This is a genomic window from Mycobacterium sp. BMJ-28 (assembly GCF_054404835.1).
This window is the reverse complement of the sequence record NZ_CM136783.1, coordinates 974,607-995,117: the sequence shown is the minus strand read 5'-3', so window position 1 is coordinate 995,117 and position 20,511 is coordinate 974,607. Positions and strand designations below refer to the sequence as shown.

Below are 20,511 nucleotides of genomic sequence, written 5' to 3'. Positions count from 1 at the left end.
TAGAACACATGGGTGAAACACCAAGTCTGCAGAAAGCGCTGAGCCAGCGGCAGCTGACCATGATCGCCATCGGAGGGGTGATCGGCGCAGGTCTGTTCGTCGGATCCGGCGTCGTGATCGGCGATACCGGCCCGGGCGCCTTCATCACCTACGCGTTGGCCGGCGTGCTGATCATCATGGTGATGCGCATGCTCGCCGAGATGGCGGTCGCCAATCCGTCCACCGGGTCGTTCGCCGACTACGCCCGCAACGCCCTCGGCAACTGGGCCGGCTTCTCCGTCGGCTGGCTGTACTGGTACTTCTGGGTCATCGTCGTCGGGTTCGAGGCGATCGCCGGCGCCAAGATCATCCAATACTGGATGCCGTCAGCGCCGATCTGGCTCACCGCGCTGCTGCTGTTGATCGCCATGACCGCGACCAACCTGTTCTCGGTCTCGTCCTTCGGTGAGTTCGAATTCTGGTTCGCCGGTATCAAGGTGGCGGCCATCATCGCGTTCATCGGTCTGGGCACCCTGTACGTGATCGGGCTGTGGCCGCACAAGAGCATGGACTTCTCGAACCTCACCGCGCACGGTGGGTTCTTTCCACTCGGCGCGATGGCCGTGACCGTCGGTGTGGTGACGGTGATCTTCTCGATGGTCGGCGCCGAGATCGCCACCATCGCCGCCGCCGAATCCACCAATCCCGAACGGGCGGTGGCCAAAGCCGCGAACTCGGTGATCCTGCGCATCGCGGTGTTCTTCGTCGGCTCGGCGTTCCTGCTCGTCACCATCCTGCCGTGGAACAGCGACCAGGTTTCGGCCTCGCCGTTCGTGTCGGCGTTCACCCAGATGGGCATCCCGTACGCCGACCACGTGATGAACGCGGTGGTGCTCACCGCGGTGCTGAGCTGCCTGAACTCCGGGATGTACACGGCCTCGCGGATGCTGTTCGTACTGGCCGCCCGCCGCGAGGCGCCGGCCCAGCTGGTCGCGGTCACCCGTCGCGGCGTGCCGGCGGCGGCGATCCTGGCCTCGTCGGTGATCGGGTTCCTGGGTGTCGTCGCGTCGGCGTTCTCCCCCGATTTCATCTTCAAGTTCCTGCTCGATTCCAGCGGCGCGGTCATCCTCTTCGTCTACCTGCTGATCTGCATTTCGCAGATCGTCCTGCGCTACCGCACACCGGACTCGCAGCTGCGGGTGAAGATGTGGCTGTTCCCGGTGCTCTCGATCCTCACCGGGATCGCGATCACCGCGATCCTGGTGCAGATGTTCGTGCAGGGCGGCGGCAACCAGCGGGCCCTGCTGCTGAGCCTGCTGTCGTGGGCCGTCGTGATCGTGCTGTTCCTGCTGAACAAGTCGTTCATGGCCCGGCGGCCGCACGTGGCCGGGGTGTCCCCGACCGCGCGTCCGCACCGCGTGCTGGTGCTGGCCAACCAGACCGTCGAATCCGACGAACTGCTCGACGAGCTGCGCCGCATCGGCGCGGACCAGGACACCGTCTACCACGTGGTGGTGCCGGCCAGTCCGATCGAGACGGGTGTCGCCGCCAGCCACAGCCCGTTGGATGTGTGGGAGGCGACTAAGCGAGTCGCCGCGCAGCGCCTGGAGCAGACCTTGGCGACGCTGCGCTCGGAAAACCTGCACGTCGCAGGAGAACTCGGCGACTACCGGCCGCTGCGGGCGCTTTCCACCGCGGTCGAGGACTTCCGCCCCGACCAGATCGTCATCGCCACCCTGCCGCCCGAGGAGTCGGTGTGGGAACGCTTCGACGTGGTCGACCGCGCCCGGTCCGAACATCAGATCCCCGTCACCCACGTGGTGGCCCGGATGCGGAGCGAGGAACTGACCTAATGACCATCCTGGCCGCATTCAGCGCGACCCGGCATTCGGCCGCGCCCGTCAACCTGGCGGCACAGATCGCCCGCAGCACCGGCGACACCGTCGTGGCTGCGGCCGTCGTCGAACGCCCGTGGCCGCCCAAACAGGATCCCGTCGAGCAGGAATACCTCGATTACGTCACCGCGCAGGCCGCCCGCTCGTTACAACAGGTGCTCGACCAACTCCCCCGGGATGTCGAGATCCCTGCCGTCGTGCACCAATCCACCTCGGTTCCAACGGGTTTGATCGAACTCGCGGTGATCCACCGGGCCAGCCTGGTGGTGATGGGCTCGTCCTCCTCGGGCCTGCTCGGCCGGGTGGCACTCGGCAGCGTCACCGAACGCCTGGTGCACACCGCCGAGGTCCCGGTGGCGATCGCGCCGCGCGGCTACCCCTCGACTCCCGCCCGGATCCGCCGGCTCACCGTGGCCTACGGCGGCGAAGCGGACGTCAACGGACTCATCCCGGCGGCGGCCGACCTGGCCGGGCAGTGGTCGGCACGCCTGCGCATCGTGTCGTTCTCGGTGCGCAATGTGCTCGCGTTCAGCGGATCGATCGAGCGTTCCGCCGAAGACCTAGTGGTTCAGCAGTGGTCGCGCCGCACTTCCGAGGAAATCGTCAAGCAGCTCCACACCGTTCGCAGCGCGATGTCGATGCCCGACGTCGACGTCATCGTCGGCAGCGGTTCGGACTGGAGCTCGGCGGTGGAGAGCGTGCCTTGGGACACCGGAGACATGTTGCTGCTCGGGTCCGGTGCCGCCGCGCAGGCGGCGCGGGTGTTCCTCGGCTCCGCGGCGGCCAAGATCCTGCGGCATTCCCCGGTTCCGGTGATGATCATGCCGCGGCGGGCCCGGGAATGACCTAACCCACGTGGCGGTTCTAGCACTTGGGCCGGTAGAGTGCCAGAAGGTTTGACTGTCTCGGAGGTTTGCGTGCCTACCTATTCCTATGCTTGTACCGAATGCGATAACCGCTTCGATGCCGTGCAGGCGTTCAGCGATGACGCGCTGACCACCTGCCCCAAGTGCTCCGGCCGTCTGCGCAAGCTGTTCGGCAAGGTTGGCGTGGTGTTCAAGGGCAGCGGCTTCTATCGCAACGACAGCCGCGACGCCGCGAAGTCCAGCAGCAGCAGCAGCAGCGCCGCCGCGCCGGCCAAGAGCGAAAGCTCATCGACTTCGTCGTCCTCGGATTCGTCGAGCACCGCCGCTGCGGGGTCGAGCAGTTCCTCGGCGTCGTCCAGCTCCGGCTCGAGCAGCTCTGCCCCGGCCGCAGCCGCGTCCAGCTAGTTATCCACAGGCCCGCCGACACGGGCTGTCCACCCCGCCGGCCGGCCCTTAACGTGGCCTGGTGGGGGAATCACTGAATCCTGCGCTGTGGTCGCGCGTACGCCACGGCCTTCGTCCGGACTGGACCCGAACCGTCGCGGCCCGCCGTATCGCGGCTGGTCTGCTCGTGGTCCTCGCCGCCGCTGCGGCGCTGCGTCCCGACCCCGGAGCCGCCACCCGGCCGGTGCTGGTCGCCACCCGAGATTTGGCGCCCGGCACCACGCTCACGTCCGCCGACGTCAAGATCGAGTCCCGCTCGGCAGCGACCGTCCCCGACGGCGCCCAGACCGATGTGGCGGCCGCGGTGGATGCGACGCTGGCCGGGCCGGCACGCCGCGGCGAGATGCTCACCGACGTTCGCCTGCTCGGCCCCCGGCTCACCGAGGCGACGGCGGGACCGGATGCCCGGATCGTCTCGCTGCACCTGGCAGACGGCGCGCTGGTGGAGTTGATCCGGCCCGGCGACGTGGTCGACGTGCTGGCCGGCGGCAGTACCACCGCAGGCACCGACGCCGAGCCCGAGGTGATCGCCACCGACGCCGTGGTGACCCTGGTGTCGCCGCGCGCGGCCGGCGCAGCGGCGGGCGCGGATCGGGTGGTCCTGGTGGCGCTGCCCCGGATCGCCGCCAATCAGGTCGCCGGCACGGCACTGACCAGGCAGATCACGGTCACATTTCACTGAGGACGACGATCGCCCGTGCTCGGTAGTGTTTGCGTGTTCGAACACCTCATCGCAACTGCCGGAAGGGTCCCCGCATGTTCAAAGGTTTCAAAGAGTTCCTGCTACGCGGCAACATCGTCGATCTCGCGGTGGCCGTCGTCATCGGCACCGCGTTCACCGCGCTGGTCACCAAGTTCACCGAGAGCATCATCTCGCCGCTGATCAACCGCATCGGCGCGGGAGGCGACTCCGACTACGGGATCCTGCGCATCAGCATCGGCGGCGGGCAGACCATCGACCTCAACGTGCTGCTGTCGGCCGGCATCAACTTCGTGTTGGTCGCCGGTGTCGTCTATTTCCTGATCGTGATGCCCTTCAGCCGGTTCCGCAAGGAGAAGGAAGTCGTCGCCGACGCCGAGGTGGTGCTGCTCACCGAGATCCGCGACCTGCTGGCCCATCGCAAAGAGGGAAACCCACTCGATCAGGCGTGAGCGCAAAATCAGCCCCCGACCGGCCATCACGGGCGGGCGGGGGCTGATTTCGTCGGTTCATCGAACCGTCAGTTCGACGAACCGTCAGTTCATGTCCTAGTTCATATTCCAGGGCTCGCCGTAGGTGGTGACCGAGTCACCCTCCTTGGCAATCAACCGAGCGAACGGACGCAGCAGCACACCACCGGCAGCACCGGTCACCGTGCCATGCGCATTCGACACCGCAACCGCACCATTGGCACCCTCCACATCGGTGGAGAAGGTCGCAACCTCCTGGATACCGGGGCCGTTACCCAGGTCCGCGCTGATCGACGCACCGGGGAACAGGTTCGGCGTGATGACCTGCAGCGGGTTCGACGGGCTCGCATCGTCGAGCAGGATGTTCGGCGTGGTGTAGCTGAAGTTGATACCCACACCCAGCGACCACGGGAAGCCGATCTGGTAACCCAGCTCCAACGTGCCGGTGAAGTCATCAGCACCCGGGCCAGAGACGATGTACTTGGCCTTACCCGAATGGAACCACTCACGGGTCAGCCGGTTGCGGTCCAGCGGGAACACGCCGTTGAGGAACGTATCCCACTGCTGAATGGTCAGGGTCCGGTCCTTGCCGTCCACGAGGCTCAGCTCGTTGTCCAGACCTGCGTGAGAGGTGCCCGAGCTGATGAACAGCGTCGCAAGAGCTCCGGCCACTACGGTGACCATCGCAAGCAGCACCCGACTGAATGCCTTCATGTTCTCCCTTTAACTGTGTGTGGTGGGCCCAATACGCAGGTGGTGCCGTCCGGGCCTGAGCCCAGACGGCACCCCCGCGCCGTTTATCGCCGAAAAGTCAGTTCATGTTCCAGGGCTCGCCGTAGGTGGTGACCGAGTCACCCTCCTTGGCGATCAACCGAGCGAACGGACGCAGCAGCACACCACCGGCAGCACCGGTCACCGTGCCATGCGCATTCGACACCGCAACCGCACCATTGGCACCCTCCACATCGGTGGAGAAGGTCGCAACCTCCTGGATACCGGGGCCGTTACCCAGGTCAGCGCTGATCGACGCACCGGGAAACAGGTTCGGCGTGATGACCTGCAGCGGGTTCGACGGGCTCGCATCGTCGAGCAGGATGTTCGGCGTGGTGTAGCTGAAGTTGATACCCACACCCAGCGACCACGGGAAGCCGATCTGGTAACCCAGCTCCAACGTGCCGGTGAAGTCATCAGCACCCGGGCCGGAGACGATGTACTTGGCCTTACCCGAATGGAACCACTCACGGGTCAGCCGGTTGCGGTCCAGCGGGAACACGCCGTTGAGGAACGTATCCCACTGCTGAATGGTCAGGGTCCGGTCCTTGCCGTCCACGAGGCTCAGCTCGTTGTCCAGACCTGCGTGAGAGGTGCCCGAGCCGACGAAAAGTGCGGCAAGTGCCGCGACCATCGCAAGCAGCACCCGACTGAATGCCTTCATGTTCTCCCTAGCTGTGCCGACGGTGTTCTTGCGAGTGCACCGTATCTGTCGATATGTGGCCCGGCCCTAGCGCAACCACACACCTTGCAAGACCTCGATGTGAGCTGAATTAGAAAGCCCACACCTTGCTCTTACTCTTTGCTCATCGTTGACACGAGGAACATAACGGGGAGGCATCCACCCGGCAACGCGAACATGGCGACAACCGACACCGGGGAGCCCCTTACGGAAAGTTTGCTGGCGCGAGCGGATCCAGCATCGATCGGGCGCACCAGCGGTGCCACACCATAGGGATAAGGGATTTGCCTTACCCGCAAGACCGCACAGGCAATACTGCCGAAATCAAAGAGATTCCAGCCGATCAGAACGAAATCACTGCTCAGCCGTGGTGCGGCGGCACGTTGTCACGGAGCCACCGATCCCGATCCGACGCTTCGGCCGACAGATCAGCGTCGCGCTCATCGCCCGTCGTGCCGGGCAGCTCTTCGCCGAAGATGGCGTTAACTACATCCCGCGAAGGCTTGGAGGGGCCGCTCACATCGCCTCCTGGCTGTGACTAAGATCACATTCTACCCAGCTATAGCGTTCACACGACGGTAACGCGGCGGGCCTGGGATTTCTTCCCTCACGTGCGGTAACGAGCATATTTCGGGCCTGACAAAGGGTGCTAAATGTCAAGGCTGGAGAGCTGGCCGATGACCTGGCCCGCGAGCGGCCCGAGGGTCGCCATCCCGTCGCGCACGGCGGCGCGAGAGCCCGCGATGTTCACCACCAGCGTGCTGCCGGAGATCCCGGCCAGGCCCCGCGACACACCGGCATCGATGATGCCCGCCGACAAGCCCGACGAACGCAGCGCCTCCGAGATGCCCAGCAGCTCGCGGTCCAGGATGTCCACGGTGGCCTCTGGTGTGACGTCGCGCGGGCTCACGCCCGTGCCGCCGACCGAGATGACCAGGTCCACCCCGCCGATCACCGCGGTATTCAGGGCGTTACGGATCTCCACCTCATCGGCGGACACCACCACCACACCGTCCACCAGGAACCCGGCCTCCCCGAGCAGCTCGGTGACCAGTGGCCCGCTGTGATCTTCTTCCCCATGCGCTGTCCGGTCGTCGACCACGACGACGAGTGCACGCCCTACCACCGACCCAGGTTGTTCCATGAGAGCAACCGTATATCCGGCCGGGGACAGCGGAGCAGCCGCCAGCCGCGCGTCGCCACGAGTGCGGGTCACTGCGCTGCCTTGCCCAGCGTGACGTCCACGGTGGCCGGCTTGCCCGACGGATCCAGGTAGGTCAGCGTGATCTTGGTACCGGGCGCCTTGGATCGCACCGCGGCCACCAGAGCGTCCGCGCTGCTGATCACCCGGTCGTTGACCTTGGTCACCACCACCCCGCTGGGCAGGCCCGCCGATGAGGCCGCACCACCGGCGGTCACCTCGACGATCTTCGCGCCGTCCACGCCCGCATCGTTTCCGACCTGCACACCCAGCGACGCGTGCGTCGCCGTTCCGTTCTGGACCAGCTCGTCGGCGATCCGCTTGGCTTGATCCACCGGGATGGCGAAGCCGAGACCGATCGAACCGCTCTGGGACTGCCCGGAGTCGCCGCCGAGGGTGGCGATGGCCGAGTTCACGCCCACCAGCTCGCCGTTCATGTTGACCAGCGCACCACCGGAGTTACCCGGGTTGATCGCGGCATCGGTTTGGATGGCGTCGAGCACGGAGTTCTGGTTCCTGGCGTCACCACCCGCGGCCACCGGCCGGTTCAGGGCGCTCACGATACCGGTGGTGACGGTGCCCTCCAGGCCGAGTGGCGACCCGACGGCCACCACGTCCTGGCCCACCCGCAGATTCTCCGATGAACCCAGTGCGATCGGGGCGAGGCCGGACACGCCCTGGGCCCGCACCACCGCGATGTCACTGCTGGGATCGGTGCCCACGATGCTGAACGTCGTGGTGCGGCCGTCGGCGAAGGTCACCTTGGTCTGCGCCGGCGCCCCGGCTCCCGCAGGTGCCCCCGCGGCCGCCGGCGCGGCGGCGGCGACCACGTGGTTGTTGGTGAGAATCAGTCCGTCGGTACTCAGGATGATGCCCGAGCCCTCCTCGGACGCCCTGCCCATATCGGTTTCCAGTTTGACGACGCTGGGCACCACCTTGGCCGCTACCTGCTCGACCGAACCGACCGGCAGGTTGGCTGCGGGCACGCCGGGGGTTGCGCCACCGAAAGACGACGTGACCGGGGCGCGGTCGGGCTGCGCCATCACCGCCACCCCGCCGCCGACACCAGCCGACACCACCGCGATGGCAACCGCCCCGACAACCAAAGCACCTGTGCGCGAACGCTTTTCCGGACGACTGCGGGAAATCGGACCGGGCCCTCCGGCCGGCCGGTACGGGTCGTACTGCGGCTGGACGGGCTGCTGATGGCCGGGCTGCTGGGCGTAACGCCAGTCATAGGGCTGCTGGCCGTGCTGGGTGTGCTGATAGCCGGCCTGAGGAACACCACGTGGAGCGGAATACCCGGGCCCCTGCTCGTACCCGCCGGGGCGCTGCGGGGGCGTGTACCTGGGGTGGTTCGTCATGTGGCTCGGCGCTCTTTCTGTTGTGGACTCACAAACTGGTCATTGCATCCAACTGGTCAACGCATCCATCACCTACACAGTGCCCAGCCGGACTGAGAATCCACTTAGAGAACGTCGTGGACGAGGAAGGGATATCCCCTCACCCGCAAGATCACACCCCGATGCGCCCCAGTGCCCCCAAGCCGAACGTCAATTATTGTCCGCGCCGGTCACCGCGCCGTCCACCGATTTGTTCGAGCGTGTCGCGGACGACACATCGGCGCCGGCCTCGGGCATGGCCCGGCGCCCGGGCAACACGACCCGGATGGACGTCCCCGGCGGGTCGCCGCCCGGCACGGTGTCCTCCACCTGCAGTGTTCCTCCGTGCTTGAACACCACCTGTTTGACGATCGCGAGGCCGAGACCGGACCCGGGCATGGCCCGGGCGGACGTCGACCGGTAGAACCGTTCGAACACCAGGTCGCGCTCCTCCGGCGGGATGCCCGGGCCACGGTCGGCCACCACGAGCTCGGCATGCACGGCATCGCGCTGCTGCAGCCGCACCGAGACCCGGCCGTCGGGCGGGCTCCACTTCGCCGCGTTGTCCAGCAGGTTGAGCACCGCACGGGACAATCCCGCCGCATCGCCATAGACCTGCCATGAGATGACGTCGGCGTCGAACTCGATATCGCTGCGGCGCCGCCGAACTCGCTCAAGGGAGCGCTCCACCACATCGGCGATGTCCACCGTCTCGTGGATCACGGCGCCGGCATCGTCACGGCTCAGGTCCACCAAATCACCTACCAGCGTAGACAATTCGCTGATCTGCGCGATCACGTCGGCCTGCAGGCCGGCCATCTCCTCGTCGGGCAACCGCGGCGCACCGGGCGCCATGGACGCCATCAGCAGCTCGACGTTGGTGCGCAGCGAGGTGAGCGGGGTGCGCAACTCGTGGCCGGCGTCGGTGACCAACCGGGCTTGACGCTCCCTGGATTCGGCCAGCGCCCGTAGCATCATGTTGAACGCCTCGGTCAGCCGGGCCAGCTCGTCGGTGCCCAGCACCGGGATCGGCCGCAGGTCATCGGTGCGGGCCACCCGTTCGGCCGCCTGCGTCAGCCGGCCGACCGGGCGCAGGCCGGCACGGGCCACCATGCCCCCGGAGATGGCGGCCACCGCCATGCCCGCACCGCCGACGATCGCAAGGACCGTGCCCAGCCGTTTGAGCAGCGCCAGCGTCGGCGCCAGACTCTTGGAGATCAGCAGCGAATCGCCGTCGGGCAGGTGTACGGCCAGCACCCGCTGATTGTTGGCGGTGCGCAGCGACATCAGCAGGTCACCCTGCACCACGGACTTCTCCGGCGCGCCGAGCGGCAGGGTCTGCCCTTGCTGGTTGGCGGTGTAGATGTACCGGCCGGGGCTGACCAGCATGGCGTTCACGTCCGAGTAGGCGGTGCCCTCGATGGCCTTACCGGGATCGGCGGCCAGCGACCCGCTCTCGATGAGCAGCTGTGCACGGGTGTGCAACTGGTTGTCGATATCGGCGAACACCGACCGGGACACCACCACGTAGACGGCGACGGCCATCAGCACCACGACCAGCGCCACCATCGACATGGCCAGCAGCATCACCCGCCAGCGCAGCGACACCGAACTGACATTGCGGACCGTGGTGTAGCGGCGGTGCGGCGGTTTCACGGATCTGATCCGGCTGGCCATCAGGGCGGCGTTTCACGCAGCACGTAACCCACCCCGCGCACGGTGTGGATCAGCCGCGGTTCTCCTTCGGCTTCGGTCTTGCGACGCAGATAACCGACGTACACCTCCAGCGCATTGCCGGAGGTCGGGAAGTCGAAACCCCATACCTCTTCCAGGATGCGGCTGCGGGTCAGCACCCGGCGCGGGTTCGCGATCAACATCTCCAGCAGCGAGAACTCGGTACGGGTGAGACTGATGGACCGCTCGCCGCGCGTCACCTCGCGGGTCACCGGGTCCAGGCTCAGATCCGAGAAGGTCAGCGCGCGGGTTTCGTTGTCCTCCGGCGTCCGGCGCCGGAGCAGGGCCCGCATCCGCGCCAGCAGTTCCTCCAGCGCGAACGGCTTGGGCAGGTAATCGTCGGCCCCGGCATCGAGCCCGGCGACCCGTTCGGAGACGGAGTCACGGGCGGTCAAAACCAGGATCGGCAGATCGTCCCCGGTGCTGCGAAGGTGCCGGCAGACTTCCAATCCGTCGAGCCTCGGCATCATGACATCCAGAACCAGGGCGTCCGGACGGTCGCTGGAAATCCGATCCAGCGCCTCGACACCATCCTGGGCCAATTCGACCGAGTATCCGTTGAAGGAAAGCGACCGGCGCAGTGATTCGCGCACCGCGCGATCGTCGTCAACCACAAGAATGCGCACCGCCACAGTGTCACCCGCGTGTCTGAGAGCGGCCTGAGAGGCGCGCCGCGAACCTATTTCAGGCCGACGCGATTACTTGCGGTCGAGATCCACCAGGCCGAGGCGGGCGGCCTTGAGCAGGCGACGCGGGACCTTGTGCTGCTGGCCGGCGACATTGACGCTGACCAGACCGGTGGCCTCAGCCTTCCACTGCGCGCGGCGGCTACGGGTGTTCGAGCGCGACATCCGGCGCTTGGGCACAGCCATGATCGAGATCTCCTCTTGAGGGGGTACCACCGCGCAGAGCACAGCGACGGCAATTGTCCACCAGAATAGCCCGCGCCGCGTGTTGCCTCCAAACCGCTGCGCCGCCGATGGGAACCCGGCGCCCACTTCGTTGCGCAATCGGCCCACCGCGCGGTGCGTGGTCACCGAGACTGAACACCAGGACGCGCCGGAAACGAGATCGGTCCCCACCTTCTTTCCCGGCGTCTCCCGGCGGTACCCACCCCTTGACTCGAGACCGGCGGTACCCGATAACCTACCGGTTGGTTGGTCCGCGACCAGAGGTGTTCAGTTCGAGGGAGACTGCGTGGCGTTTACGGCCGGTATTCGATGAGCGAAGCGAACGGCACCGTCGATCGCGCGGTCCGGATCGGCAACTGTTCGGGCTTCTACGGTGATCGCCTCGCGGCGATGCGCGAGATGCTCACCGGCGGCGAGCTGGACTACCTGACCGGCGACTATCTCGCCGAGCTCACCATGCTCATCCTGGCGCGCGACCGTGCCAAGAATCCCGCCCTCGGCTACGCCAAGACGTTCCTGCGCCAGCTCGAGGAATCGCTGGGTCTGGCCCTGGACAACGGTGTGAAGATCGTCGCCAATGCCGGCGGCCTCAATCCCGCCGCCCTGGCGGCCGCGGTACGCGAGCTCGCCGACCGGCTCGGCCTGGCCGTGACCGTGGCCCATGTCGAGGGCGACGACCTGGTGACCCGGGCGGCCGAGCTGGGCTTCGGCGAGAGCATCTTGTCGGCCAATGCCTACCTGGGGGCATGGGGCATCGTCGACTGCCTGAACTCCGGTGCCGACGTCGTGGTCACCGGGCGGGTGACCGATGCCTCGGTGATCGTCGGGCCGGCCGCCGCCCACCACGGCTGGGACCGCACCGACTACGACGCGCTGGCCGGTGCCGTCGCCGCGGGCCACATCATCGAATGCGGCACCCAGGCCACCGGCGGGAACTTCTCCTTCTTCACCGAGGTGCCCGACCTGCGGCACCCCGGCTTCCCGCTGGCCGAAATCGCGGCCGACGGGACCTCGGTGATCACCAAACACCCCGGCACCGGCGGACTGGTCAGCGTCGACACCGTCACCGCGCAGCTGCTCTACGAGATCACCGGTGCGCACTACGCCAATCCCGACGTGACACTGCGGATGGACTCGGTCGCGCTGGCACAGGACGGATCCGACCGGGTGCGAGTGGAGGGCGTGCGCGGCGAGGCGCCGCCGCCCACCCTGAAGGTGTCGCTGAACAGCATCGGCGGCTTCCGCAACGCGACGTCCTTCGTGCTCACCGGCCTGGACATCGAGGCCAAGGCCGAGCTGCTGAAGGGCCAGCTGGAAGCCGGTCTCACCGTGCGCCCGGCCGAACTGGAATGGACGCTGGCCCGCACCGACCATCCCGATGCCGACACCGAGGAAACCGCCAGCGCGCTGCTGCACTGCGTGGTGCGCGATGCCGATCCCGCCAAGGTGGGGCGCCGGTTCTCCTCCGTCGCAGTCGAACTCGCGCTGGGTAGTTATCCGGGATTCACCTCGACCGCGCCACCGGGCGACGGTCAGGTATACGGCGTGTTCACCCCCGGCTACGTGGCTGCCGGACTGGTGCCGCATACCGCCGTGCACGCCGGCGGCACCCGCGTCGACATCGCGCCGGCCGCCGACACCCTCGCGCTGGCGCCGGCCGGCGAACCGCCGCTACCACCGCCGCCCGCCGATGGACCGACGGTCCGGGCGCCGCTGGGCCGCATCGCCGGTGCGCGCAGCGGGGACAAGGGCGGATCCGCCAACGTCGGGGTATGGGTGCGCAGCGACCCCGAATGGCATTGGCTGGCACATACTTTGACCGTCGATAAGTTGCGCGAATTACTTCCCGAAACGGCAGATCTCGCCGTCACCCGGCACGTGTTGCCGAATCTGCGGGCGGTCAACTTCGTCATCGAGGGCATCCTCGGGCAGGGCGTCGCCTATCAGGCCCGGTTCGACCCGCAGGCCAAAGGCCTCGGCGAATGGTTGCGATCCCGATACCTCGACATACCGGAAAGGCTGTTGTGACCGACATCTGGCACACCCCAGAACGCGAGGAGCTCCGAAAGACGGTGCGCACCTTCGCCGAACGCGAAGTGCTGCCCTACGCCGACGAGTGGGAGCGCGGCGGTGAGCTGCCACGCGAGCTGCACCTGAAGGCCGGCGCGGCCGGCCTACTCGGTGCGGGCATGCCCGAATCGGTGGGCGGTGGAGGCGGTGATGGCGCAGACGCCGTCGTCATCTGCGAGGAGATGCACCAGGCCGGCGCCCCCGGCGGGGTTTTCGCCTCACTGTTCACCTGCGGGATCGCGGTGCCACACATGATCGCCTCCGGCGACCGGCGCCTCATCGACACCTACGTGCGGCCGACGTTGCAGGGCAGCCTGATCGGTTCGCTGGCCATCACCGAGCCCGGCGGTGGCTCCGATGTCGGGCATCTCACGACCAAGGCGGTCCTGGACGGCGACCACTACGTCATCAACGGCGCCAAGACCTACATCACCTCCGGCGTGCGGGCCGACTACGTGGTGACCGCGGCCCGCACCGGCGGACCCGGGGCGGGCGGGGTCTCCCTGATCGTGGTCGACAAAGGCACACCCGGCTTCGAGGTGAGCCGCAAACTGGACAAGATGGGCTGGCGCTCAAGCGATACCGCCGAGTTGTCCTACACCGATGTCCGGGTACCCGTCGCCAACCTGGTGGGTGTGGAGAACACCGGGTTCCTGCAGATCGCCGGCGCCTTCGTCGCCGAGCGGGTGGGGCTGGCCGCTCAGGCCTACTCCAGTGCCCAGCGCTGCCTGGACCTCACCGTCGACTGGTGCCGCAACCGCGAGACCTTCGGCCGGCCGCTGATCACCCGGCAGGCCGTGCAGAACACGCTCGCCGAGATGGCGCGCCGGATCGACGTGGCCCGGGTGTACACCCGGGCACTGGTGCAGCGACAGTTGGCCGGCGACGCCAATCTGATCACCGAGGTGTGCTTCGCCAAGAACACCGCGGTGGAGGCCGGCGAATGGGTGGCCAACCAGGCCGTCCAATTGTTCGGCGGCATGGGCTATATGGCCGAGTCCGAGGTCGAACGGCAATACCGCGACATGCGCATCCTGGGCATCGGCGGCGGTACCACCGAGATCCTCACCTCACTGGCCGCCAAGACGCTGGGGTACCAGTCATGACCACCCTCAAATCGACGCTCGATCCACGCACGCCGGCCTATACCGAAGCGGCCGAGGCGATGGCGACCAAACTCGCCGAACTGGACGCCGAACACGCCAAGGCGCTGGCCGGTGGCGGACCGAAGTATGTCGACCGCCATCACGCCCGCGGCAAGCTCACCCCGCGGGAGCGCGTCGAACTGCTGCTCGACCCGGACTCACCGTTCCTGGAGCTGAGCCCGCTGGCCGCCTGGGGCACCGACTTCGCCGTGGGCGCCAGTGTCGTCACCGGGATCGGCGCCGTCGAGGGGGTGGAGTGCCTGATCGTCGCGAACGACCCGACGGTCAAGGGCGGCACCAGCAATCCCTGGACGTTGAAGAAGATCCTGCGAGCCAACCAGATCGCGCGGGAGAACCGGTTGCCGGTGATCTCGTTGGTGGAATCCGGTGGGGCCGACCTGCCCACCCAGAAGGAGATCTTCATCCCGGGTGGGCAGATGTTCCGCGACCTCACCCGATTGTCGGCGGCAGGCATCCCGACGATCGCTCTGGTCTTCGGCAATTCGACCGCGGGCGGGGCCTACGTGCCCGGCATGTCCGACCATGTGGTGATGATCAAGGAGCGCTCCAAGGTGTTCCTGGCCGGACCGCCGCTGGTGAAGATGGCCACCGGCGAGGAATCCGACGACGAATCCCTGGGCGGCGCCGAAATGCACGCCCGCACTTCCGGTCTCGCCGATTATCTGGCCTCCGATGAACTGGACGCCATCCGGATCGGCCGGCGTATCGTGGCGCGGCTGAACTGGCGCAAGGCCGGCCCGTCCCCCGCCCCGGTGATCGAACCGCGTTTCGATGCCGAGGAACTGATCGGACTGGTCGGGGCCGATCTGCGCATCCCGTTCGATCCGCGCGATGTGATCGCGCGGATCGTGGACGACTCCGATTTCGACGAATTCAAACCGCTCTACGGCTCGTCGCTGGTGACGGGATGGGCGCGCCTGTACGGCTACCCGGTGGGCATCCTGGCCAACGCGCGGGGAGTGTTGTTCAGCGAGGAATCCCAGAAAGCCACCCAGTTCATCCAGTTGGCCAACCGGGCGAACACCCCACTTCTCTTCCTGCACAACACCACCGGCTACATGGTGGGCAAGCAGTACGAGGAGGGCGGCATGATCAAACACGGTTCGATGATGATCAACGCCGTGTCCAACTCGACCGTGCCGCACATCTCGCTGCTGATCGGTGCGTCCTACGGCGCGGGGCACTACGGCATGTGCGGGCGGGCCTACGATCCGCGGTTCCTGTTCGCTTGGCCGAGCGCCAAGTCCGCGGTGATGGGCGGCACCCAACTGGCGGGCGTGCTGTCGATCGTCAGCCGCGCCGCCGCGCAGGCCCGTGGCCAGACGGTCGACGAGGATGCCGACGCCGCACTGCGGGCCGCCGTCGAGGCACAGATCGAAGCCGAATCGCTGCCGGTCTTCCTGTCCGGGCGGCTGTACGACGACGGTGTCATCGACCCCCGCGACACCCGCACCGTGTTGGGAATGTGCCTGTCCGCCATCGCCACCGGCCCGATCGAGGGGACGTCGAACTTCGGCGTCTTCAGGATGTAGTGATGAGCGCTTGCGCAAAGAACAGAAAGCACGGCACATGATCACCAAGATTCTGGTTGCCAACCGCGGTGAGATCGCCCGCCGCGTCTTCAGCACCTGCCGCCGGCTCGGCATCGGCACCGTCGCGGTGTACACCGACCCCGACGCCGGGGCACCGCATGTCGCCGAGGCGGACACCCGGGTGCGGCTGGACGGCCGCAACGGCTATATGGACAGCGCGCAGATGATTGCCGCCGCGCGGGCATCCGGCGCGGACGCGATCCACCCGGGGTACGGATTCCTCTCGGAGAACCCCGACTTCGCGGCCACCGTCGAACAGGCGGGGCTGATCTGGGTCGGGCCGCCGGTGCCTGCGGTGGCGGCCATGGGCTCCAAGATCGAAGCCAAGAAGCTGATGTCGGCAGCCGGGGTGCCCGTACTGGCCGAACTCGATCCGGACACCGTGACCGCCGATCAACTGCCGGTGCTGATCAAGGCGTCGGCCGGTGGTGGTGGCCGCGGCATGCGGGTGGTGCGCGAATTGTCCGCGCTGCCTGCCGAAGTCGCCGCCGCCCAGCGCGAGGCACAATCGGCATTCGGTGATCCCACGGTGTTCTGCGAGCGTTACCTGGCCAGTGGCCACCACATCGAGGTGCAGGTGATGGCCGATGCCCACGGCACGGTGTGGGCCGTCGGGGAACGTGAATGCTCCATCCAGCGCCGCCATCAGAAGGTCATCGAGGAGGCCCCGTCGCCGTTGGTGGAACGCACACCCGGGATGCGGGAGAAACTCTTCGAGGCCGCCCGACTGGCCGCCGGCGCAATCGGTTACACCGGAGCGGGCACCGTCGAATTCATGGCGGACGCCGACGGCGACTTCTTCTTCCTGGAGATGAACACCCGGCTGCAGGTGGAGCATCCGGTCACCGAGGAGACCACCGGGCTGGACCTGGTCGAGCTGCAGATAGCGGTGGCCGACGGTATCGCTCTCGACGGCGCACCCCCGGTGGCGCAGGGACATTCGATCGAGGCGCGGCTGTACGCCGAGGATCCCGCCGAGAACTGGCAACCGCAGGCCGGTCCGGTGTACCGGTTCGACGTCCCGGGCACCCGGGCACATTTCGCCACCCTGGACCGGCGCAGCGGGGTGCGGGTGGACTCCGGCATCGTCGACGGGTCGGTGGTCTCGGTGTTCTACGACCCGATGCTGGCCAAGGTGATCTCCTACGCACCGACCAGGGACCGGGCCGCCGCCATCCTGGCCGATGCCCTGGCCCGCACCCGTTTGCACGGCATCAAGACCAACCGCGACCTGCTGGTCAACGTGTTGCGGCACCAGGCGTTCCGCGACGGCCACACCGACACCGCGTTCTTCGACACCCACGGCCTGGCCGGCTTGGCCGCTCCGCCCGACGGGGTCACCGCCGCGGCCACGGCGGCCGCAGCGCTGGCCGATGCCGCCCACAACCGCGACACCGCAACGGTTTTCCGGCCTGCGCCCAGCGGCTGGCGCAACCTGGCGGCGGGCTACCAGACCCGGTCCTACCGGGACGCCGGTGGCACCGAGCACCTGGTTCGCTACCGGTTCACCAGGGCCGGCGTCGAGCTTCCCGACCATGCCGGGATGTCCGTCGTCGGCGCCACACCGGACCGGGTGGTGCTGTCGGTGAACGACGTGGAGCGAGCGTTCGACGTCGCCCGCTACGGTGACGAGGTCTTCGTCGATTCGCCGCTGGGCGCCACACGGCTGGTCGCCCTGCCGCGGTTCCCGGACCCGGACGCCGCCGTCGCGCACGGCTCGCTACTGGCCCCCATGCCCGGATCGGTGGTGCGGGTCGGAGCCGCCGTCGGTGACACCGTCACCGCGGGCCAGCCGCTGATCTGGCTGGAGGCCATGAAGATGGAACACACCATCGCCAGCCCGCACGCCGGCGTGCTCGGCGAACTCAACGTTGCGGCCGGCCAGCAGGTCGACGTCGGCGCCGTACTCGCCCGTGTAGACACCCCCGAAGGAGAACAACCATGAGCTTCATCGAAACCGAGGAACAACAGGCGCTGCGCCGGGCGGTGGCCGCGATGGCCGCCAACTACGGCCAGGACTACTACCTGGAGAAAGCACGCGCGGGTCAGCACACCAGCGAATTGTGGTCTGAGGCAGGAAAACTCGGCTTCATCGGGGTGAACCTGCCCGAAGAGTACGGTGGCGGTGGGGCTGGCATGTACGAGCTGAGCCTGGTGATGGAAGAGATGTCCGCCGCCGGCTCGGCCCTGCTGATGATGGTCGTCTCCCCCGCCATCAACGGCACCATCATCAGTAAGTTCGGCACCGAGGAACAGAAGAAGCGCTGGATCCCGGGTATCGCCGACGGTTCGATCACGATGGCCTTCGCCATCACCGAACCCGACGCCGGTTCCAACAGCCACCGCATCACCACCACCGCACGCCGCGACGGCAGCGACTGGATCCTGTCGGGGCAGAAGGTCTACATCTCCGGCGTCGACCAGGCGCAGGCCGTGCTGGTGGTGGGACGCACCGAAGACCACAAGACCGGCAACCTGAAACCCGCGCTGTTCGTGGTGCCCATCGACACTCCCGGTCTGCACTGGACCAAGATCGAGATGGAGATCGTCAGCCCCGAGTTCCAGTTCCAGGTGTTCCTCGACGATGTCCGGTTGCCGGCCGACGCGCTGGTGGGCTCCGAGGACGCGGCCATCGCGCAGCTGTTCGCCGGGCTGAATCCCGAGCGGATCATGGGTGCGGCCAGCGCGGTCGGCATGGGCCGCTTCGCGATCAACAAGGCCACCGACTACGTCAAGACCCGGCAGGTGTGGAAGACGCCGATCGGTGCACATCAGGGCATCTCACATCCGTTGGCACAGAACCACATCGAGATCGAGCTGGCCAAGCTGATGATGCAGAAAGCCGCCTCGCTGTACGACAGCGGTGACGATTTCGGGGCCGCGGAGGCGGCGAACATGGCCAAGTACGCCGCGGGCGAGGCGTCGGTGCGCGCGGTCGACCAGGCCGTGCAGTCCCTCGGCGGCAACGGGCTGACCAAGGAGTACGGCATCGCGTCGGTGCTCACCGCCTCGCGGTTGGCCCGCATCGCCCCGGTCAGCCGCGAGATGATCCTCAACTTCATCGCGCAGACGTCGCTCGGCTTGCCCCGGTCCTACTGATGGGTGACACCCTCGTTCGCTATCAGGTCGACGGCGCCGTCGCCCGGCTGACGCTGGACTCGCCGCACAACCACAACGCGCTGTCCACCGCACTGGTGGCCCAGTTGCGCGGCGGACTGGAGCGGGCCGCCGAAGCCGCGGGCATCCGCGCGGTGGTGCTCGGACACACCGGCAGGACATTCTGCGCGGGCGCCGACTTGAGTGAGGCCGCCGGCCGGGACCCCGGTGACCTCGCCGTCGACCGGGCCCGCGAGATGACGGTGGTGCTGCGCTCCATCCTGGAGTTGCCGATTCCGGTCATCGCGGCGGTCGACGGGCATGTCCGCGCCGGCGGGATGGGACTGGTGGGCGCCTGCGATATCGCGGTAGCGGGGCCGGCGAGCACTTTCGCGTTGACCGAGGCCCGGATCGGGGTCGCACCGTCGATCATCTCACTCACCCTGTTGCCGAAGTTGACCGCTCGCGCCGCGGGCCGCTACTTCGTGACGGGTGAGAAGTTCGGCGCCGCCGAGGCCGCCGCGATCGGTCTGATCAGTGTCGCCGCCGAGGACGTCGGCGCCGAAGTGGCGGCGCTGACCGCGGCGATCGTGAAAGGCTCCCCACAAGGTCTGGCCGCCTCGAAAGCACTGACCACGGCGCCGATCCTGGCCGGCTTCGACGCCCGCGCCGATGAGCTCGCGATGCAGTCGGCGGCCCTGTTCGTCTCCGACGAGGCACGCGAGGGCATGCTCGCCTTTCTGCAGAAGCGCAACCCGAGCTGGCTGGCATGAACGCCGCACCGCAGACACAGCAAACAATGATCGGTCCGCGGCGATTTCTTGGGCAGTCTTGCATGTATTGCCATTAGTCGTAGGCTCGTCAGTGATGAGCGCCTGCGCAAAGAACAGATGGCACTGATGAGCACTTCAGCGTCGCGGAGCGGATCGATGCGGGCTGCCGACACCGACCGGATCCAGGTGGCGCAGTTGCTCACGGATGCGGCCGCCCAGGGCCGGCTTTCCCTGGACGAGTACGAGGCCCGGCTGGCCAAGGTCTATGCCGCGCAGACGTGCGCCGATCTGGACCGGCTCAGCGCCGACCTGCCCGGCGGCAGCGCCACCGGCAAGGGAGTATGTCGGCCGGCGCCGTCCACCCTGCTGCTGGCCATCATGAGCGGTTACGAACGCCGCGGCCGCTGGAATGTGCCCAAGAAGCTGACGACCTTCGCCCTCTTCGGCGGCGGCGTGGTGGACCTGCGCTACGCCGACTTCACCACTCCCGACGTGGAGATCCGCAGCTACTCGATCTTCGGTGGGCAGACCATCCTGGTGCCGCCGGAGGTGAACGTCGATATCGGCGGGGTCGGGGTGATGGGCAGCTTCGACCACAGCGTGAAGGGCAGCGGCTCGCCCGGGGCACCGCGCGTGCGGGTGCGGGGCTTCTCGCTGTGGGGCAGCGTCGGGGTCAAACGCAAGAAGCGCCGTCACCCGGGCACCGACGCCGACGCCGACGACTGACCACCGACCTACCGACGCCGTGACTGCATTGGCGTCACCGACGCCGTGACTGC

At 67.5% G+C, this 20,511-nt stretch carries 20 protein-coding genes; 12 read left to right on the top strand and 8 right to left on the bottom strand.

The genetic code is table 11. The features are described from left to right. The first annotated feature begins 8 nt into the window (after nt 1–8). From ACXPWS_RS04950 to mscL, 5 genes are all read left to right on the top strand, one after another. Nucleotides 9–1,832 (top strand): amino acid permease, encoded by a 1,824-nt coding sequence (locus tag ACXPWS_RS04950; RefSeq protein WP_458711370.1) that lies wholly within the window; start codon nt 9–11, stop codon nt 1,830–1,832. After that, the gene (locus ACXPWS_RS04945; protein ID WP_458711369.1) at nt 1,832–2,719 is read left to right on the top strand and encodes a universal stress protein; all 888 of its coding nucleotides are present in this window, start codon (nt 1,832–1,834) and stop codon (nt 2,717–2,719) included. Before ACXPWS_RS04950 ends, ACXPWS_RS04945 begins: the two co-directional genes overlap by 1 nt. A 72-nt stretch (nt 2,720–2,791) precedes the next feature. Beyond that, nucleotides 2,792–3,145: an FmdB family zinc ribbon protein gene (locus ACXPWS_RS04940; protein WP_458711368.1), complete on the top strand. Its 354-nt coding sequence runs from the start codon at nt 2,792–2,794 to the stop codon at nt 3,143–3,145. 61 nt (nt 3,146–3,206) lie between these two features. Beyond that, the gene (locus tag ACXPWS_RS04935) at nt 3,207–3,866 is read left to right on the top strand and encodes an SAF domain-containing protein (RefSeq protein ID WP_458711367.1); all 660 of its coding nucleotides are present in this window, start codon (nt 3,207–3,209) and stop codon (nt 3,864–3,866) included. Between the two features lie 74 nt (nt 3,867–3,940). Beyond that, a complete protein-coding gene (mscL, locus tag ACXPWS_RS04930; protein ID WP_458711366.1) occupies nt 3,941–4,336 on the top strand; it encodes a large-conductance mechanosensitive channel protein MscL in 396 nt (131 codons plus the stop codon). Nucleotides 4,337–4,432: 96 nt separating this feature from the next. Here mscL and ACXPWS_RS04925 read toward each other — a convergent pair whose 3' ends face one another. The 8 genes from ACXPWS_RS04925 to rpmF form a co-directional block, all read right to left on the bottom strand. After that, nucleotides 4,433–5,068: an MspA family porin gene (locus tag ACXPWS_RS04925; protein ID WP_458711365.1), complete on the bottom strand. Its 636-nt coding sequence runs from the start codon at nt 5,066–5,068 to the stop codon at nt 4,433–4,435. A gap of 97 nt (nt 5,069–5,165) precedes the next feature. Next, entirely contained in the window at nt 5,166–5,789 is a 624-nt protein-coding gene (locus ACXPWS_RS04920) for an MspA family porin (RefSeq protein WP_458711364.1), read from the bottom strand. Nucleotides 5,790–6,168: 379 nt separating this feature from the next. Further along, complete coding sequence (locus tag ACXPWS_RS04915; protein WP_458711363.1) at nt 6,169–6,327, bottom strand: hypothetical protein; 159 nt, start codon at nt 6,325–6,327, stop codon at nt 6,169–6,171. Between the two features lie 129 nt (nt 6,328–6,456). Beyond that, entirely contained in the window at nt 6,457–6,951 is a 495-nt protein-coding gene (locus ACXPWS_RS04910) for a MogA/MoaB family molybdenum cofactor biosynthesis protein (protein WP_458711362.1), read from the bottom strand. A gap of 68 nt (nt 6,952–7,019) precedes the next feature. Beyond that, nucleotides 7,020–8,372, bottom strand: coding sequence for a trypsin-like peptidase domain-containing protein (locus ACXPWS_RS04905; protein WP_458711361.1), 1,353 nt, complete (start codon nt 8,370–8,372; stop codon nt 7,020–7,022). Between the two features lie 189 nt (nt 8,373–8,561). After that, the gene (locus tag ACXPWS_RS04900) at nt 8,562–10,067 is read right to left on the bottom strand and encodes a HAMP domain-containing sensor histidine kinase (RefSeq protein WP_458711360.1); all 1,506 of its coding nucleotides are present in this window, start codon (nt 10,065–10,067) and stop codon (nt 8,562–8,564) included. Continuing rightward, the gene (locus ACXPWS_RS04895) at nt 10,067–10,750 is read right to left on the bottom strand and encodes a response regulator transcription factor (RefSeq protein ID WP_458711359.1); all 684 of its coding nucleotides are present in this window, start codon (nt 10,748–10,750) and stop codon (nt 10,067–10,069) included. Before ACXPWS_RS04895 ends, ACXPWS_RS04900 begins: the two co-directional genes overlap by 1 nt. 72 nt (nt 10,751–10,822) lie before the next feature. Continuing rightward, nucleotides 10,823–10,996, bottom strand: a complete 174-nt coding sequence (gene rpmF, locus ACXPWS_RS04890) for a 50S ribosomal protein L32 (RefSeq protein ID WP_458711358.1) — start codon at nt 10,994–10,996, stop codon at nt 10,823–10,825. Between the two features lie 348 nt (nt 10,997–11,344). Between rpmF and ACXPWS_RS04885 the strand changes: the two genes are divergently transcribed. From ACXPWS_RS04885 to ACXPWS_RS04855, 7 genes are all read left to right on the top strand, one after another. Then, nucleotides 11,345–13,063, top strand: coding sequence for an acyclic terpene utilization AtuA family protein (locus ACXPWS_RS04885; protein ID WP_458711357.1), 1,719 nt, complete (start codon nt 11,345–11,347; stop codon nt 13,061–13,063). Continuing rightward, nucleotides 13,060–14,211, top strand: coding sequence for an acyl-CoA dehydrogenase family protein (locus tag ACXPWS_RS04880; RefSeq protein ID WP_458711356.1), 1,152 nt, complete (start codon nt 13,060–13,062; stop codon nt 14,209–14,211). The genes ACXPWS_RS04885 and ACXPWS_RS04880 overlap by 4 nt, the downstream gene beginning before the upstream one ends. Next, entirely contained in the window at nt 14,208–15,803 is a 1,596-nt protein-coding gene (locus ACXPWS_RS04875; RefSeq protein ID WP_458711355.1) for an acyl-CoA carboxylase subunit beta, read from the top strand. Before ACXPWS_RS04880 ends, ACXPWS_RS04875 begins: the two co-directional genes overlap by 4 nt. Nucleotides 15,804–15,840: 37 nt before the next feature. After that, nucleotides 15,841–17,808 (top strand): acetyl/propionyl/methylcrotonyl-CoA carboxylase subunit alpha, encoded by a 1,968-nt coding sequence (locus ACXPWS_RS04870; protein WP_458711354.1) that lies wholly within the window; start codon nt 15,841–15,843, stop codon nt 17,806–17,808. Further along, nucleotides 17,805–18,962, top strand: a complete 1,158-nt coding sequence (locus ACXPWS_RS04865) for an acyl-CoA dehydrogenase family protein (protein WP_458711353.1) — start codon at nt 17,805–17,807, stop codon at nt 18,960–18,962. Before ACXPWS_RS04870 ends, ACXPWS_RS04865 begins: the two co-directional genes overlap by 4 nt. Continuing rightward, a complete protein-coding gene (locus ACXPWS_RS04860; RefSeq protein ID WP_458711352.1) occupies nt 18,962–19,732 on the top strand; it encodes an enoyl-CoA hydratase family protein in 771 nt (256 codons plus the stop codon). Before ACXPWS_RS04865 ends, ACXPWS_RS04860 begins: the two co-directional genes overlap by 1 nt. A gap of 126 nt (nt 19,733–19,858) precedes the next feature. Next, complete coding sequence (locus ACXPWS_RS04855; protein ID WP_458711351.1) at nt 19,859–20,458, top strand: DUF1707 SHOCT-like domain-containing protein; 600 nt, start codon at nt 19,859–19,861, stop codon at nt 20,456–20,458. Nucleotides 20,459–20,511: the final 53 nt, after the last annotated feature.

Coding starts and splice junctions, on each gene's coding strand:
- ACXPWS_RS04950 (WP_458711370.1), top strand. CDS start 9: ATGGGTGAAACACCAAGTCTGCAGAAAGCGCTGAGCCAGCGGCAGCTG.
- ACXPWS_RS04945 (WP_458711369.1), top strand. CDS start 1,832: ATGACCATCCTGGCCGCATTCAGCGCGACCCGGCATTCGGCCGCGCCC.
- mscL (WP_458711366.1), top strand. CDS start 3,941: ATGTTCAAAGGTTTCAAAGAGTTCCTGCTACGCGGCAACATCGTCGAT.
- ACXPWS_RS04925 (WP_458711365.1), bottom strand. CDS start 5,068: ATGAAGGCATTCAGTCGGGTGCTGCTTGCGATGGTCACCGTAGTGGCC.
- ACXPWS_RS04920 (WP_458711364.1), bottom strand. CDS start 5,789: ATGAAGGCATTCAGTCGGGTGCTGCTTGCGATGGTCGCGGCACTTGCC.
- ACXPWS_RS04910 (WP_458711362.1), bottom strand. CDS start 6,951: ATGGAACAACCTGGGTCGGTGGTAGGGCGTGCACTCGTCGTCGTGGTC.
- ACXPWS_RS04905 (WP_458711361.1), bottom strand. CDS start 8,372: ATGACGAACCACCCCAGGTACACGCCCCCGCAGCGCCCCGGCGGGTAC.
- ACXPWS_RS04900 (WP_458711360.1), bottom strand. CDS start 10,067: ATGGCCAGCCGGATCAGATCCGTGAAACCGCCGCACCGCCGCTACACC.
- rpmF (WP_458711358.1), bottom strand. CDS start 10,996: ATGGCTGTGCCCAAGCGCCGGATGTCGCGCTCGAACACCCGTAGCCGC.
- ACXPWS_RS04885 (WP_458711357.1), top strand. CDS start 11,345: ATGAGCGAAGCGAACGGCACCGTCGATCGCGCGGTCCGGATCGGCAAC.
- ACXPWS_RS04875 (WP_458711355.1), top strand. CDS start 14,208: ATGACCACCCTCAAATCGACGCTCGATCCACGCACGCCGGCCTATACC.
- ACXPWS_RS04870 (WP_458711354.1), top strand. CDS start 15,841: ATGATCACCAAGATTCTGGTTGCCAACCGCGGTGAGATCGCCCGCCGC.
- ACXPWS_RS04865 (WP_458711353.1), top strand. CDS start 17,805: ATGAGCTTCATCGAAACCGAGGAACAACAGGCGCTGCGCCGGGCGGTG.
- ACXPWS_RS04860 (WP_458711352.1), top strand. CDS start 18,962: ATGGGTGACACCCTCGTTCGCTATCAGGTCGACGGCGCCGTCGCCCGG.
- ACXPWS_RS04855 (WP_458711351.1), top strand. CDS start 19,859: ATGAGCACTTCAGCGTCGCGGAGCGGATCGATGCGGGCTGCCGACACC.